Origin of the sequence: Kitasatospora sp. NPDC086801 (assembly GCF_044745805.1) — a bacterium.
GTDB lineage: Bacteria > Actinomycetota > Actinomycetes > Streptomycetales > Streptomycetaceae > Kitasatospora.
On the sequence record NZ_JBIVAX010000050.1, the window covers coordinates 1 to 14,555 of the forward strand.

Here is a 14,555-nt window from a genome sequence, read left to right on the forward strand (position 1 = left end):
CCGACCCGTCAGGAACCGACCCGATCTGGTGATCCGTCAGCGAGCTCATCAGTGTCTCCCTTGATCAGGGTGTCCACCTGATTCATGACACTCCCTGACCTAGCCGCAATGCCGGTGACTTTGTGGTCGGTGTCTCGTTGGTTGTGGTGTGGCGAGGGTGGGGCAGGTCAAGGCGCCTGCGAGTGAGCGGATATCGGACCGGATCGCGATCGGGGTACTGACCCGGGCGTTCCCGCCGGGACTGGTCGATGAGGTGATCGCCGAGACCGGGCGGGGTGAGAAACGCAGTCGTCTGCTGCCGGCGCGGGTGGTTGTGTACTTCGTGCTGGCGATGTGCCTGTTCTTCGGGCAGGGCTACGAGGAGGTCGCCCGGCTGCTGGGTGAGGGGCTCGGGGACGGTCGGCGGTCGTGGCGGGTGCCCACGACCGCCGCGATCGGCCGGGCCCGCCGACGGCTGGGGGTCGAGCCGTTGAAGGTGCTGTTCGCGCGGGTCTGCCGCCCGCTGGCCGTGCCCGAAACGACGGGCGCCTGGTACCGGCGGTGGCGTGTGGTGGCAGTGGACGGCACCTGCCTGGACCTGGCGGACACCGACGCCAACACCGAGTTCTTCGGCCGGCACGTGTCCGGCCGTGGAGCGAGTGCGTTTCCGCAGGCCAGGGTGGTGGGGCTGGCCGAGTGCGGCACTCATGCGATGTTCGGCGCGGCCATTGGCCCGCTGTCGGTCAGTGAGCAGTCTTTGTCCCGGCGGCTGTTCCCCCTTCTGCGGGAGGGGATGCTGCTGCTGGCCGACCGGGGCTTCTACGGCTTCGAGCTGTGGCAGGCCGCACGGGCGAACGGCGCGGACCTGCTGTGGCGGGTCCGCACCAACGCCGCCCTGCCCGTGCTGCGGGTCCTTTCCGACGGCTCCTACCTCAGCACTGTCCACGCCGAACCGGACCGAAAGAGCCGCCGCAACCCGGTGACCGTGCGGGTCGTCGAGTACACCCTGACCACGACCGGCGACCAGAGCGTCTACCGGCTGGTCACCACCGTCCTCGACCCCGAGGCGGCACCGGCAGCCGAGCTGGCCGCGCTCTACGTCCAGCGGTGGGAGATCGAGACCACGCTGGACGAGATCAAGACCCACCAGCGCGGCCCCAAACTCGTCCTGCGCTCGAAGTACCCGTGGGGCGTCGAGCAGGAGGTGTACGGACTCCTCCTGGTCCACCACGCCATCCGGCAGCTGATGCACCAGGCCGCCCTCAGCGAGGGCCTGGACCCCGACCGCCTGTCCTTCACCCGCAGCCTGCGGGTCGTACGCCGCCAGGTCCCCGCCCAGGCGGGACTTTCCCCCCGGCACACTCGCCAGCGCGCTGACCCGCACCCTGGCTGAGATCACCGAACGGCTCCTGCCACCACGGCGCCGGCGATCCTGCCCCCGCGTCATCAAACGCAAGATGTCCAACTGGCCCCTCAAACGCTCCCAACACCGCAACTGGCCGCCACCAGAACCGGCGACAGTCACCATCACCCAGCCAGGAGCAACCTAAAGTCACCGGCATTGGACCTAGCCGGCCCGCTGCTCGCGAAACCGGCCCGCGTCCGGCTTGTCCAGAGCCGGGCGCGGGCCGCCGGTCCCCACCCGGTGCCGATGCCCTCGGCGGCGGGTGAAGCCTCGTGTGCGGTGCGGTCAGACCGCGACCGCCTCCTCCATCTCCTCCTCGGCCTCCACCGGGCTCTCCACCGCCCGGCGCCCGCGCCCCTCGTAGAGCGCGGCGGCCACCAGCGCGGCCCCGCCCAGCAGCAGCCAGACCACCAGGGTCACGACGTGCCCGCCGAGGCCCGCGCCGCCGTCGAAGTACAGGATGCTGCGCGCGCCCTCCAGGAAGCCGGCGCCGGTCCAGAAGCCGTGCAGGGCGCCGAAGAAACCGTTCTGCAGCTCGGGCCGGAAGACGCCGCCGGAGCTGGTGAAGTTCAGCATCACGAACAGCACCATCAGGGCCAGGGTGGTCCACTTCTTCAGGAAGCTGTGCAGGCCGATGCCGATCAGGACGACGCCCGCCGAGTAGAGCCAGCCGAGCGCCCACACCGCGGCCAGGTCGTGGTCGACCACGTGGAAGACCGGTCCGGCGGTGACGATCCCGATCACGCTCACCACCAGCGACACCGCCACGCCGACCAGTGCCCGGATCCGCATGCTCAGCCCGGCGCCGGCCGCGCCGATCACGGCGACGCTGGCGTAGGAGCCGATGCTCAGCGCGACCAGCAGGAAGAACAGGCCCTGGCCGGTCGGGTCGCCCTCGGTCGGGGTGGTGAGGTCGGTGACGTGCAGCGGGACGCCCTGCCGGTCGGTGACGTTGGTGAACACCGCCGTGACGGCCACCGCCGAGGTGTCCGAGTTCCCCTTGGCGACGAGCAGTTCGGGGCTCCTGGCGTCCGGGAGGAACGCCCCCACCAGGTCGCGGTCGCGCAGCTGCTGCTCGGCGGTCGCCCGGTCGGGCAGGGCACGGACGTCGACCGCCGCCCCGGCCTTGGCCTGGATCGCCTGCGCCAGGCCCTGCGCCTGCGCGGTGGTGCCGACCACGGCGACCTTCAGGTGGTGCGGCTCGGGCTGGTGGAAGGCGCCCTGGTAGGCGAGCGCCATGCCGAGGCACATCAGCAGCGGGGTGATCAGGTGGATGGCGAGGTGCTTGAGCGAGTGCCCCAGGGTGGGCGCTGCGGCGGGGGGCTGGGGTGTGCTCATGGCGTTCGTACCGTCCTCCGGTGGCGTCGAGTCGAGATGGATGGCAAATGCAACCAGAGTGGGTGGCAAATGCAACCATCTATGGATGTAGCTTACAACCATCCGACGCCGATCGAAAGCCGGCCGCCCTCGGCAGGGGGGCTCAGGACAGCTCGAACACCCCGTACGAGAAGCCGTCCGCCCGCACTTCCCCGTCCGCCACCCGCACGCCCCTCACCTCCAGCGGGCGCACCACGCCGCCGTGCTCCAGCCGCGCCGCCCCCGGCTCCCGGCCCGGGTTCACCGCCACCAGGTACCGCCCGGCCCGGGTGTACACCAGCGGGTACCCGGCGTGCCGGACCTCCACCCCGCCTGCCGCACCCAGCCCCGGATGCGCCCGGCGCAGCGCGATCAGCCGCCGGACGGTGTGCAGCAGCGAGGTCGGGTCGGCCCGCTGGGAGAGCACGTCCGGGCGCCGCGGGTCCGGGTCGACGGGCAGGTAGAGGCGCTCGGGCGGCGCGCCGGAGAAGCCCGCCGTCGGCCCGGGCTCCCACTGCATCGGGGTCCGCGAGCCGGCCCGGTTGTACCGCGGGCCGAGCACACTGCCCTCGACGTCGGGCAGTCCGGGCAGGTAGCGCATGCCGATCTCGTCGCCGTAGTAGACGGCCGGCAGGGTGGGCCAGGTGAGCAGGAACGCGAAGGCGGCGGCCAGTTGCCCGTCGGTGCGCGGGCCGGTGGCCAGCCGGGAGAAGTCGTGGTTGGCGGTGGGGAGGGCGATGTGGCCGACACCCCCGGTCGCTTCGGCGGCGGCGCGCCAGGCGTCCAGGAACACCTGCGGGGTGCCGCGCCCCTCGGCCTCGAAGTAGCACGGGCCCTGCTGCCAGAACTCCTCGACGGTGCCGGCGCCGTTGTTCCACAGCGAGCGCAGCGGCAGGCCGTGGTCGGCGCCGCCGAACTGCAGGAAGAAGTCCGCGTGGAAGCCCGCCGCGACGGCGGCCGCCGGATCGCCCCACTCGGCGAACAGCGCGGCCTGCGGGTGGGTGCGGTCCAGCCAGTCCCGCAGCCCGGTCCACAGCCTGGCCGTCTCCACCAGGCCCGGATCGTCCTTGACCAGCGAGGAGGCCATGTCGACCCGGAAGCCGGCCAGGCCGAGGCCGAGCCAGTGCTCCATGATGTCGCGCAGGGCCGCCCGGTTGGCGCGCGGGCCCTCGGCGTCCACCGGCTGGCGCCAGGGCTCCTCGGAACTGGGGCGCGCGTAGCCGAAGTTGAGCGCCGGCTGGCAGTCGAAGAAGTTCGGCCGGTACCAGCCGGGGCGACTGCCGGGCGAGGCGACGAAGCCGTCCACCTGCTGGTCGGACCAGATGTACCGGTGGTCGGCCGGGTCCTCGGCGGCGGCCAGGAACCAGGGGTGGCGGTCGGAGGTGTGGCCGGCGACCAGGTCGAGCAGGATCCGGATGCCCTTGCGGCGGGCGGCCTCGACCAGCGCGACCAGGTCCTCGGTGCCGCCGTAGCGCGGGGCCGGGGCGAGGTAGTCGGCGACGTCGTAGCCGGCGTCGCGGAACGGGGAGGCGAAGCAGGGGTTGAGCCAGACGGTGTCGACGCCGAGCCAGGCGAGGTGGTCGAGGTGCGCGGCGATGCCGGCGAAGTCGCCGATGCCGTCGCCGTCGGAGTCCGCGAAGCTCTGCGGGTAGATCTGGTACAGGACGGCGTCGGCCAGCCAGTCGGGGCCGGGGCGGGTCGAGGTCATGGGGTGGGTCCTCCTGCCGGATCCGGGGGCCGGGGCTGAGGGCGGGGGTTGGGGCTGGGGTTGGGGTTGGGCCGGGGAGCACGATTCTCGCCCATCCCCGGCCGTCCCGACAGCCCGCCGACCGCCGACCGCCGACCGCCGACCGCCGACCGCTCAGGCTCGGGCTCGGGCCACCGCGCACGCCTCGGTGAACGCCCGGGCCCGCCGGGTGATCTCCGCCCAGTCCCCCGCCGCGACCGCGTCCGGCGGCACCACGTCCGTGCCCGCGCAGACCGCGAGCGCGCCGTGCGCCAGGAAGTCGGCGGCGTTGCCCGCGTTCACCCCGCCGGAGGCCACCAGGGGCACGTCCGGGTACGGGCCGCGCAGGTCCTTGAAGTAACCGGGGCCGAACGCCCGGGCCGGGAAGATCTTCACGGCGGCGGCCCCGAGGTCCACCGCCCGGGCCACCTCGGTCGGGGTGAGCGCCCCGAGCACCACCGGCACCCCGAGGGCCCGGGCGGCCTCCGCCACCTCGGGCCGGCAGCCGGGGGTGACCAGGAAGGACGCCCCGCTCGCGACCCCGCTCTCGGCCTGCTCGGCGGTCAGCACGGTGCCCACGCCGACCCGCCAGCCCGCGCCTGCGGCACGTCGCAGATGTGTCGTCACCTCCGGTGTGGTGTAGGTGAATTCGGTCCAGTTGATGCCGCCGTCGGCGAGCGCGGCGCACAGCGCGGCCGCGTCCGGGATCCGGGGCGCGCGGACCACGGCGATCACCGGGTCGGCGTGCAGTTCGGCGAGGGGGTTCACGGAGGGGGGATTCACAGGGATCGGGTTCCTCGGTCGGTGCGGCGCAGGGCGCGCCCGGGCCGGGCGCCCGTGGTGCGGCCCTGCCGGACGACGGCGGTGCCGTTGACGTACACGTGCTGGACGCCCTCGGCGGGCAGCCGGGGGTGCTCGAAGGTGGCGGCGTCCCGGACCTTCTCGGGGTCGAGGAGCACTAGGTCGGCGTGGTGGCCGGGGGCGATCAGGCCGCGCCGGTGCAGCCCGAGCCGGGCGGCGGGCCGACCGGTCATCCGGGCGATGGCCTCCTCCAGTGTCAGCACGCCCAACTCCCGGCTGTAGTGGCCGAGGTAGCGGGGGAAGGTGCCCCAGGCGCGCGGGTGCGGCCGGGCGCCGACCAGTAGTCCGTCGCTGCCGACGGTGTGCGCCGGGTGGCGCATGATCGCCCGGACGTTCTCCTCGTGCCCGACGTGCTGGAGGATGGTGGTGGCCAGTTCGTCGCGGCGCAGCAGGTCGAGGAAGACCTCCGTGCCGCTGCGGCCCCGCTCGGCGGCGAGTTCGGCGACGGTCCGGCCGACCGTCCGGGCCAGCTCGGCCGTACGGACGCCGGAGATCTGGATCGTCGCCCAGTCGGTGACGACGCCGTGGCAGCCGTCGCTGCCCTTCTCCTCCACCTCGTACCGGATCCGCTCGCGGGCGGCCGGGTCGGCGAGCCGGGTGAGCGTCGCCGCCGGGCCGCCCTCGGTGGCCCAACTGGGCAGCAGGGCGGCCAGGGTGGTGGAGCCGGGCAGGTAGGGGTAGCTGTCCAGGGTGAGGTCGACGCCGTCGGCGAGCGCCTGGTCGACCAGTTCCAGCAGTTCGCCGGCCCGGCCCCGGTTGACGCCGAAGTTCATCGTGGCGTGGGTCAGGTGCAGCGCGCAGCCGGTCCGCCGGGCGATCTCCACCATTTCCGCGTAGCCTTCCAACGCCCCTGCGCCGTACGAGCGTTGGTGCGGGGCGTGGAAGCCTCCGTAGGCCGCGACCACGGTGCACAGCTCGACCAGTTCGGCGGTGTCCGCGTACATCCCGGGGGTGTAGCTGAGGCCGCTGGACATGCCGACCGCGCCGTCCAGCAGGCCCTGCGCCAACTCCTGGCGCATCCGGTCGAGTTCGGCCGGGGTGGGCGCGCGGTTCGCCCAGCCCATGGCGAGCATCCGCAGCGAGCCGTGCGGGACGAGGTAGCAGGCGTTGACGGCGACGCCGGTGCGGTCGATCCGGTCCAGGTAGCCGGCGACGCCGCGCCAGTCCCAGTCGAAGCCGTCCGGATCGCCGTTCCAGCCGGCCAGTTGGCGGCGCAGCGCGGGCAGGGTGGTGTCGTCCACCGGGGCGTAGGACAGGCCGTCCTGACCGAGGACCTCGCAGGTGACGCCCTGGGTGACCTTGGCCGGGTGCTCGGGTTCGAGCAGCAGGGCGAGGTCGGAGTGGGCGTGCATGTCGATGAAGCCGGGGGCGAGGACCAGCCCGTCGGCGTCCACCACCGTCGGCGCGTCGAGGCCGTGGCCGATCCCGGTGATCAGGCCGTCGGCGATCCGTACGTCCGCCCGGTAGCGGTCCGCGCCGGTGCCGTCGACGACGGTGGCGCCCCGGAAGACGGTGGCCCCCGGGAGGGCACCGCCCGGTGCTCTGCCGCCCGCCATCAGAAGAACGTCCTGACCAGCCCGGTGACCTTCGGCTCGGCCGCGTCGGCGGAGTCCAGCACCGGGATCGCGGTCCACTTGTCGAAGGCCGTGCACGGGTGCGAGACGCCGAGCCGCAGCACCGCGCCGACCGGGGCGAGGTCGCCCGCGTCGCGCAGGAAGGCGTGCTGGTCGTTGAGTGCGGTGATCCGGGCCGCCGTCCCGGTCAACTCGGCTCCGCCGCGCACGCGTTGCGGCTCGGGCAGGCCCTCGTCGTAGGGCAGGTCGCGCTTGCCGGCGTCCAGCAGGGCCAGTTGCGGCTCGGGCCGGGACACCACCCGGGCCCAACCGTGCAGCGCGCTGCGGAACGGCGTGGCGCCGGCGCCCCGGGCCAGCGGCGAGATGCCCCGGTAGAAGCCGTCGTCGTGGGCGATGTACGCGCCCGAGCGCAGTACCACGAGGGCCTCCGGCAGTCCTGCCAACTCCTCGACGACCAGGTCGAAGTAGGCGCTGCCGCCGGCCGTCACCACCGGCCGGGCGTCGTCCGGGTAGGCCCGGGCGAGTCGGCCGTGCAGGTCGGCGAGCGCCTTGAGGTAGCCGCGGACGGTGGCCAGCCCGTCGGCGGTGGCGTCGTGGGCGAGCGCGCCCTCGTACCCGCCGACGCCCGCGAGGCGCAGGGTGGGGGCGCGCAGCACGGCGGCGGCGATCTCGACGGCCGCGTCCACGCCGCGGGCGCCGGTGCGCCCGCCGGGGCCGCCGAGCTCGACCAGGACCTCGACCGGCCGCTGGGCCCCGGCGGCGCGCAGCGCCTCGTCCATCAGCCGGACGCTCTCGGTGGAGTCCACCCAGGAGACGAAGGCGAAGGCCGGGTCGGCGGCCAGTTCGGCGGCGAGCCAGGCCAGTCCGGCCGGGTCGAGCAGGGTGTTGGCGAGCAGGATCCGTTCGACCCCGAAGGCCCGGGCGACCCGTACCTGCGGCAGGTTGGCGAGGGTGATGCCGTGGCTGCCGGCGGCGAGCTGCGCCTGCCAGAGGGCGGGCGCCATGGTGGTCTTGCCGTGCGGCACGAGCGCGACCCCGGCCTTGGCGCACCAGTCGGCCATCGTGCGCAGGTTGTGGTCGAGCGCGGCGCCGTCCAGGGTGAGCAGCGGGGTGCCGAGCCCGGCGAGGGTGGGCCCGGTGGCCAGCCAGTCGCGGACGGAGTGCCCCCAGGCGTCCGGCGGGGCGGCCTTGAACCGCCAGTCGAGCGTCTCGTCGGCGAGGGCCGCCACCGCGCCGTCGTCGATGCCCGGCCCGGTGCCGATGCTTGCGAAGGTCTGCTCCACCGTCTTCCTCCATCTGCCATGTTGCAACATGTGCAATGAGGGTTGCACATGTTGGCATGACGGTTCTAGCATCGGCGCCGGATCACGGTCAACGGAACGGCCGCCGCAGACGGAGGAGCCCAGCAGATGCCGCGACAGGACACCCCGGGCCCGACCCGACCCGGTCCTTCCCCGACGGCCGTGTGCGTGGGCGAGTCCATGGCGGTGCTGCTGCCGGACCGGCCGGGCCCGCTGGAGGCGGTGGAGAACTTCCGGCTGTCGGTCGGCGGCGCGGAGTCCAACGTGGCCGGCGCCCTGGCCGCGCTCGGTGTGCCGACCGCCTGGATCAGCCGGGTCGGCGACGACGGCTTCGGCCGCCGGCTGCTCGCCGAGGTCGCCGCCCGCGGCGTGGACGTCTCGGCGGTCGCCGTCGACCCGCACCGCCCCACCGGCCTCTACCTCAAGGAGGTCGGCGGCGCCACCGGCCACCACCACGACCTCGGTCCCGGCCGCAGCCGGCTGCACTACCACCGGCGCGGTTCCGCGGCCGCCGCGCTCTCCCCCGCCCTGCTGGCCGACCCGGCGGCCGTCCGGCTGCTGTCCGGCGCCCGCCTGCTGCACCTGTCCGGCATCACCGCCGCGCTCTCCGACGACTGCCTGGCACTGCTGCGCGCCCTGCTCGCCGACCGCCGCCCGGGGCGGACCGTCAGCTTCGACCTCAACTGGCGCCCCGCGCTCTGGCACGACCGCGACCCGGCCGTCCTGCCGCCGCTGCTGGACGCCGCCGACCTGCTGCTGATCGGCGCCGACGAGGCCGAGGCCGCCTTCGGCACCGGGGAACCGGCCGCGCTGCGCCGCCGCTTCGCCTCCCCCGCCACCGTCGTGGTCAAGGACGCCGCCCGCCTGGTCACCGCCCTGGAGCGGGACGGCACGGCGGTGAGCGAACCGGCCCTGGCCGTCGAGGTGGTCGAGGCCACCGGCGCGGGCGACGCCTTCGCCGCCGGCTACCTGGCCGGCACCGTCCGCGGCCTGGACCAGCGCCGCCGGCTGCGGCTCGGCCACCTGAGCGCCGCCTGCGCGCTGACCGCCCACGGCGACCAGGCCGAACTGCCGCCCGCCGCCGTGGTCGCCGCGCTGCTCGACGCCTCACCCGCCGACTGGGCCGCCACCCGGGTCTCGGCGGAGGGCATCACCGGCCCGGCCGTCCCCGCGGACCGGGCCCGCGGCACCCGCTCGGCCCGGGCACAATGAGCACGAACCCGAGCCCGAACGACCCCGGCGGAGCCCGATGAGCCAGACCGTCACCCGCGCCCTGCGCATCCTCGCCGAGCTCGGCGAGGGCGAACGCTCCCTCGACCAGCTGGCCGAGGTGCTCGGCGTCCACAAGACGACCGTGCTCCGACTGCTCCAGAGCCTGGAGGAGGAACGGTTCGTCTACCGGGACGCCGCCTACCGCTACCACCTGGGTGCCGGCCTGTTCGCCCTCTCCGGCCTCGCCCTCGAACAGCGCGGCGTCCGCCGGATCGCCGCCCCGCACCTGGCCGAGCTGAACGCCGCCACCGGCCAGACCGTGCACCTGGCCGCGTACGAGGGCGGCGAGGTCGTCTACATCGACAAGTTCGACTCCCGGCACCCGGTCAGGATGTACTCCCGGATCGGCCTGCGCGCCGCCCTGCACAGCGCCGCCGTCTCCAAGGTGCTGCTCGCCGACCTGCCGTTGCCCGAACGCCGCCGGGTGGTCGCCGGGATCGACTTCACCCCGCACACCCCGCGCACCCTCGGCACGCCCGAGGCGCTGCTCGCCGAGCTGGAGAAGGTCGCCGTCCAGGGCTGGGCGCAGGACCACGCCGAGCACGAGGCGTTCATCAACTGCGTGGCCGCGCCGATCCGGGACGCCAGCGGCCGGGTCGTCGCCGCCGCCTCCATCTCCGTCCCGGACGTCGTCCTGCCCTACGAGCAGGTGCTGGACCTCCTCCCGCAGCTGCTCGCCGCCACCCGCGCCATCTCGGCCGACTGCGGCCGCCCGGACCACAACTGATCAACCGTCAGAACGTAAGGAACCCCATGAGCGAGCAGCACCCGACCAGCGAGAAGACCGAAGTCCGCACCGACGGCGCCCCCGCCCCCGCCTGGATGTTCTCCCAGGGCGTCCGCAAGGGCCCGATCCTCCAGGTCTCCGGCCAGGGCCCGCAGGACCCGGCGACCGGCGAGTACCTCTACCACGGCGACGTGAAGGCGCAGACCCGGCGCACGCTGGAGAACGTCAAGGCGATCGTCGAGGCCGGCGGCGCGACCATCGAGGACGTGGTGATGTTCCGCGTCTACCTCACCAAGCGGGCGGACTTCCCGCTGATGAACGAGGTGTACGCCGAGTTCATCGACGAGAACATCAAGCCCGGCGGCGTGAAGCCCTGCCGCACCACGATCTTCGTCGAGCTGCCGCAGGAGCCGATGCTGGTCGAGATCGACGCCCAGGCCGTCGTCGCCTGAGCGCCCTGCGCGCCGCTGAGCACTGTGATCGCCGCGATCGCCGCTGAGACCACTGAGACCGCTGAGCAGCGTGATCACCGTGACCGCCCCTGAGCACCCCTGAGCACCGCCAGGCGCCCTGATCGCCGCAAGGGCCCGGACGCACACCAGGCGTCCGGGCCCTTCGCCACCCCCGCGCTCACCGCCCCGCGGGCACGCCCTGCTCGACCGGGGCGCCCGAGCGCGCCAGGACCCGCCCCTCACCCGCCGCGCCGCGCCGGTCCAGCGCCGCCGCGAACACCGTCACGCCGAGGGCGACGGCGGTGAGCAGCCCGCCCACCCAGTTCGGCGCGTCGTAGCCGAGGCCGCCCGAGATGACCAGCCCGCCGAGCCAGGCGGCCAGCGCGTTGCCCAGGTTGAACGCGGCGATGTTGGCGGCCGAGGCCAGCGTCGGCGCACCGGCCGCCTGGTCCATGACCCGCTTCTGCAGCGGCGCGACGGTCGCGAAGCCGAACAGCCCGATCAGCGGGATGAGGACGATCGCGGCCGGCTTGCTGTGCGCGGCGAAGGTGAAGGCGAACAGCAGCACCGCGAGCACCGCGAGGACCACGGTGAGGCTGCGCATCAGCGCGCGGTCGGCGAACCAGCCGCCCAGCAGGTTGCCGACGAACAGGCCGACGCCGAACAGGAAGAGCAGCCAGGTGACGCCGCTCGGGGCGAAGCCGGCCAGCTCGGTCATCATCGGCGTGATGTAGGTGAACATCGCGAAGATGCCGCCCCAGCCGAGCACGGTCATGGCGAGCGCCAGCCAGAGCCGCAGGGTCCGGAAGGCGGCCAGCTCGGGGCCGAGCCGGGCGGCCCCGGCCCGCGGCTGGACGGGCACCAGCGCCGCGATCCCGGCGAGGCCGAGCAGGCCGAGCCCGGCGACGACGTAGAAGGTGGAGCGCCAGCCGAAGTGCTGGCCGAGCAGGGTGCCCATCGGGACGCCGAGCACGTTGGCGGCGGTGAGGCCGGTGAACATCAGGGCGATCGCGCCGGCCCGCTTGTGCGGGGCGACCAGGTCGGCGGCGACGACCGAGCCGATGCCGAAGAACGCGCCGTGCGCGAAGGCGCTGACGATCCGTCCGACCATCAGCAGCCCGAAGGCGGGGGCGACGGCCGCGACCAGGTTGCCCACCACGAACAGGCCCATCAGCGTCAGCAGCATGCCCTTGCGGGGGGCCCGGGTGCCGAGGATGGTGAGCAGCGGGCCGCCGACCACGACGCCGAGCGCGTAGCCGGAGATCAGCAGGCCAGCGGTGGGGATGGAGACCGAGAAGTCGCCGGCGACCTCGGGCAGCAGGCCCATGATCACGAACTCGGTGGTGCCGATACCGAAGGCGCTGATCGCCAGCGCCAGGAGCGCGAGGGGCATGAGGGACCGCTTTCCAGAGAGAACCGTTGCGCATGCAACTACCAGCGTCGACAATACGAGACATCCGCAGGTACTTGCAAGCGCCGCCTATCCTCGGCGGCAGCGACACCGACCACGGCCACGCCACTTGCCACGCCCCCAAGTGGACATTAGGTTAGGCTTACCTAACTAACTGGAGGTCCGCGATGAGCCTGCCCGCCGGCGACGCCGAGGTGCCCGAACCCACCACCGCCGAGCGGGTCCAGAGCCTGCTCAGCGCGACCTCCTCGCTCACCGTCCGCGCCTGCGGCGAGCACCACGACCTCGACACCCCGGTCTCCGTCCACGGCTCCCGGCTGCGCCTGCGCGCCCCGCTGGGCGACCCGCTCACCACCGCCGCCGCCCGCACCACCGACGGGCTCGCCGTCGTCCTGGACGTCACCGACGTCTCCCCCGTCGCCGTCCGCGACCGGATCCGCGCCCGCCTCACCCTGGCCGGCCGGCTGCACCTGGCCCACCTCGCCGACGACGGCCTCAGCGTCCACCTGCGCGTGGACATCGCCCACGCCGTCCTCGCCACCCCGTACGGCACCGGCGCGCTCACCGCCGCCGACCTCGCGCTCGCCGCACCCGACCCGCTGGCCCGCTACGAGGCCACCCTGCTCACCCACCTCGCCGACGACCACGCCGACGCCCTCGCCGTCCTCACCCGGCTGCTCGACCCGGCGCTGCTCGCCCAGCACCCGGACGTCCGCCCGCTCGCCCTGGACCGCCACGGCCTGGTCCTGCGCCTGGACCACCAGCACGGCCACCGCGACGTCCGCCTGGTCTTCCCCGAACCGGCCGCCGACACCGAGGACTTCGGCCAGCGGATGCACGAGCTGCTGACCGCCGCCCAGCACGGCCTGCCCGCCCACAGGATCTGAACCGGCCGACCAGCGAGCCTTCCTGACTGATCGTCAATTCGCCTTGGGCGCAACCCTCCCCGACATCAGCCGGAAACGACACCAACCGGAAACGACAGCGGCCGGCCCGGCTCGCGAGAGAAGTCTCGCGAGCCGGGCCGGCCTGGGCGTGTCCCGCGCCCATGTCCACTGCTGCGGCGATCACCCGGTCGAGCGGTCACCCGACATGACCATCCCGGGAGGTCGATTCGCCCCGTAGCAGCGGTGGTTCCTCATGCGGCACGGGTCAGAGCGCGACGCCGTGGGCCCGCAGGTAGGCGACCGGGTTGATGTCCGAGCCGTACTCCGAACCGTTGCGGATCTCGAAGTGCAGGTGCGGGCCGGTCACGTTGCCGGTCGCGCCGGAGCGGCCGATCTGCTGGCCGGCGGTGACGGTCTGACCGATCTTCACGCCGATCGAGGAGAGGTGCGCGTACTCGGCGAAGTGACCGTCGGCGAGCTTGATCTCGACCTCGTTGCCGTAGGCGCCACCGTTGCCGGCCTTCACCACGACGCCCTTGGCGACGGCGCGCAGCGGGGTGCCGGTGGAGGCGACGAAGTCCTGGCCGGTGTGGTGGCCGGAGGCCCACATCGAGCCGGCCACGCCGTAGGCGGTGCCGAGCTTCGGGCTGGCCAGCGGGGCGACGAAGGCGGAGCCCGCCGCGACCGGGACGGTGGTGACCGCGGCGGTCGGCGCGGCGGTCTGCACCTGGGTCTGGAGCTGGGCGGACGGCTTCGCCGCCTCGGTCTGGACCTCCAGCTGGGCCTGCGGCTTGGCGGCGGTGGTGGCCGACGCGGCCGGGGCGGCCGGCTGGGCGGGCTTGGCCGGAGCAGCGGGCGCGGCAGCGGCGGCCTGGCCGGCGATCACGAGCTGCTGACCGGGGAAGATCAGGTTCGGGTTGCCGCCGATGACCTCGCGGTTGTGGTCGTACAGCGCCTGCCAGCCACCGTCGACGTGCTTGGCGTCGGCGATCTGGGACAGGGTGTCACCGCTGACGACGCGGTAGTTCTCCGGCGACTGCGACGGGGCCTGGGCCTGGGCCTGGGCCTGGTCGGCGGAAGCGGCGGCCGGGGCGGTGGTGACCGCGGCGGCCGGCGCGGGGTGGGCCTGGGCGCTCATCGCGGTGACGAGCGGCAGGGCGAAGGAGACACCGGTGACGGCGGTGGCGATCCCGATGCGGGCGGCGCGGGGCAGGGCGATACGACGAGCCTGTGCAGGCATGGAATTTTCCTCTCCGACGCCTGCGAGGTGAGCTGTCGGGTTCGGGCTGGAGTTGCCCGGCCGCACATGCGGCTTCACCCCTAGCCGGCCCTGGATCCGGGTACGCGAAAGCGTGCCGTTTCCGGTCCGGCGACTTACCTGTGGGTCCCCCGCTCCTGCCGTACAGAGTTCGGTGCGAGCCACCGGGCAGCGGCAGGACTCGGCGTTCCACCCGGTGGATCCGTCCGGACTGGCCGGGCGGTCGCTGAACTAAAACCCATCCGTTCGGGTGAAGCAATGTCGATCACTTGAACCGGCAACAACCCCCGGGGACGCCGTGACCCTCCGAATGATCGGCTGCACCGTACGTGCACAATCCATTCAC

At 73.6% G+C, this 14,555-nt stretch carries 12 protein-coding genes and 1 riboswitch; of the genes, 5 read left to right on the forward strand and 7 right to left on the reverse strand.

Annotated elements, in window-relative coordinates; translation table 11 throughout:
- Positions 1-148: 148 nt before the first annotated feature.
- The gene (locus tag ACIPLC_RS33410) at positions 149-1,372 is read left to right on the forward strand and encodes an IS4 family transposase (RefSeq protein ID WP_400476787.1); all 1,224 of its coding nucleotides are present in this window, start codon (positions 149-151) and stop codon (positions 1,370-1,372) included.
- A gap of 297 nt (positions 1,373-1,669) precedes the next feature.
- On the opposite strand, the gene ACIPLC_RS33415 is transcribed toward ACIPLC_RS33410, so the two are convergent.
- The 5 genes from ACIPLC_RS33415 to ACIPLC_RS33435 all read right to left on the reverse strand — a co-directional run bounded on the left by ACIPLC_RS33415 (position 1,670) and on the right by ACIPLC_RS33435 (position 8,184).
- Entirely contained in the window at positions 1,670-2,722 is a 1,053-nt protein-coding gene (locus tag ACIPLC_RS33415) for a hypothetical protein (RefSeq protein ID WP_400476788.1), read from the reverse strand.
- A gap of 142 nt (positions 2,723-2,864) precedes the next feature.
- Positions 2,865-4,448: an alpha-amylase family glycosyl hydrolase gene (locus tag ACIPLC_RS33420; RefSeq protein WP_400476789.1), complete on the reverse strand. Its 1,584-nt coding sequence runs from the start codon at positions 4,446-4,448 to the stop codon at positions 2,865-2,867.
- Between the two features lie 153 nt (positions 4,449-4,601).
- The gene (locus ACIPLC_RS33425) at positions 4,602-5,249 is read right to left on the reverse strand and encodes a bifunctional 4-hydroxy-2-oxoglutarate aldolase/2-dehydro-3-deoxy-phosphogluconate aldolase (protein ID WP_400476790.1); all 648 of its coding nucleotides are present in this window, start codon (positions 5,247-5,249) and stop codon (positions 4,602-4,604) included.
- Positions 5,246-6,883 carry an amidohydrolase family protein gene (locus ACIPLC_RS33430; protein WP_400476791.1) on the reverse strand — a complete coding sequence of 546 codons (1,638 nt, stop codon included), beginning with the start codon at positions 6,881-6,883 and terminating at the stop codon, positions 5,246-5,248. The genes ACIPLC_RS33425 and ACIPLC_RS33430 overlap by 4 nt, the downstream gene beginning before the upstream one ends.
- On the reverse strand, positions 6,883-8,184 hold the full coding sequence (locus ACIPLC_RS33435) for an amino acid deaminase (RefSeq protein ID WP_400476792.1): 1,302 nt from the start codon (positions 8,182-8,184) through the stop codon (positions 6,883-6,885). Before ACIPLC_RS33435 ends, ACIPLC_RS33430 begins: the two co-directional genes overlap by 1 nt.
- Positions 8,185-8,310: 126 nt before the next feature.
- Here ACIPLC_RS33435 and ACIPLC_RS33440 point away from each other — a divergent pair, with 126 nt between their 5' ends.
- Genes ACIPLC_RS33440 through ACIPLC_RS33450 form a run of 3 tightly spaced genes read left to right on the forward strand, consistent with a single transcriptional unit; the run spans position 8,311 to position 10,653 of the window.
- Complete coding sequence (locus ACIPLC_RS33440; RefSeq protein ID WP_400476793.1) at positions 8,311-9,414, forward strand: sugar kinase; 1,104 nt, start codon at positions 8,311-8,313, stop codon at positions 9,412-9,414.
- A 37-nt stretch (positions 9,415-9,451) separates the two neighbouring features.
- The gene (locus tag ACIPLC_RS33445) at positions 9,452-10,201 is read left to right on the forward strand and encodes an IclR family transcriptional regulator (RefSeq protein ID WP_400476794.1); all 750 of its coding nucleotides are present in this window, start codon (positions 9,452-9,454) and stop codon (positions 10,199-10,201) included.
- Positions 10,202-10,227: 26 nt separating this feature from the next.
- Positions 10,228-10,653 (forward strand): RidA family protein, encoded by a 426-nt coding sequence (locus ACIPLC_RS33450; protein ID WP_400476795.1) that lies wholly within the window; start codon positions 10,228-10,230, stop codon positions 10,651-10,653.
- Positions 10,654-10,831: 178 nt separating this feature from the next.
- On the opposite strand, the gene ACIPLC_RS33455 is transcribed toward ACIPLC_RS33450, so the two are convergent.
- Positions 10,832-12,046 carry an MFS transporter gene (locus ACIPLC_RS33455; RefSeq protein ID WP_400476796.1) on the reverse strand — a complete coding sequence of 405 codons (1,215 nt, stop codon included), beginning with the start codon at positions 12,044-12,046 and terminating at the stop codon, positions 10,832-10,834.
- Between the two features lie 185 nt (positions 12,047-12,231).
- Here ACIPLC_RS33455 and ACIPLC_RS33460 point away from each other — a divergent pair, with 185 nt between their 5' ends.
- Positions 12,232-12,951 carry a DUF2470 domain-containing protein gene (locus tag ACIPLC_RS33460; protein WP_400476797.1) on the forward strand — a complete coding sequence of 240 codons (720 nt, stop codon included), beginning with the start codon at positions 12,232-12,234 and terminating at the stop codon, positions 12,949-12,951.
- Positions 12,952-13,216: 265 nt separating this feature from the next.
- Here ACIPLC_RS33460 and ACIPLC_RS33465 read toward each other — a convergent pair whose 3' ends face one another.
- Positions 13,217-14,191, reverse strand: coding sequence for a peptidoglycan DD-metalloendopeptidase family protein (locus ACIPLC_RS33465; protein ID WP_400476798.1), 975 nt, complete (start codon positions 14,189-14,191; stop codon positions 13,217-13,219).
- 2 nt (positions 14,192-14,193) lie between these two features.
- Positions 14,194-14,376, reverse strand: a riboswitch (cyclic di-AMP (ydaO/yuaA leader).
- Positions 14,377-14,555: the final 179 nt, after the last annotated feature.

What these genes read in the sequence shown, in the direction of transcription:
- ACIPLC_RS33440 (WP_400476793.1), top strand. Translation starts at nt 8,311, where the DNA reads ATGCCGCGACAGGACACCCCGGGCCCGACCCGACCCGGTCCTTCCCCG.
- ACIPLC_RS33430 (WP_400476791.1), bottom strand. Translation starts at nt 6,883, where the DNA reads ATGGCGGGCGGCAGAGCACCGGGCGGTGCCCTCCCGGGGGCCACCGTC.
- ACIPLC_RS33450 (WP_400476795.1), top strand. Translation starts at nt 10,228, where the DNA reads ATGAGCGAGCAGCACCCGACCAGCGAGAAGACCGAAGTCCGCACCGAC.
- ACIPLC_RS33455 (WP_400476796.1), bottom strand. Translation starts at nt 12,046, where the DNA reads ATGCCCCTCGCGCTCCTGGCGCTGGCGATCAGCGCCTTCGGTATCGGC.
- ACIPLC_RS33415 (WP_400476788.1), bottom strand. Translation starts at nt 2,722, where the DNA reads ATGAGCACACCCCAGCCCCCCGCCGCAGCGCCCACCCTGGGGCACTCG.
- ACIPLC_RS33445 (WP_400476794.1), top strand. Translation starts at nt 9,452, where the DNA reads ATGAGCCAGACCGTCACCCGCGCCCTGCGCATCCTCGCCGAGCTCGGC.
- ACIPLC_RS33420 (WP_400476789.1), bottom strand. Translation starts at nt 4,448, where the DNA reads ATGACCTCGACCCGCCCCGGCCCCGACTGGCTGGCCGACGCCGTCCTG.
- ACIPLC_RS33460 (WP_400476797.1), top strand. Translation starts at nt 12,232, where the DNA reads ATGAGCCTGCCCGCCGGCGACGCCGAGGTGCCCGAACCCACCACCGCC.
- ACIPLC_RS33465 (WP_400476798.1), bottom strand. Translation starts at nt 14,191, where the DNA reads ATGCCTGCACAGGCTCGTCGTATCGCCCTGCCCCGCGCCGCCCGCATC.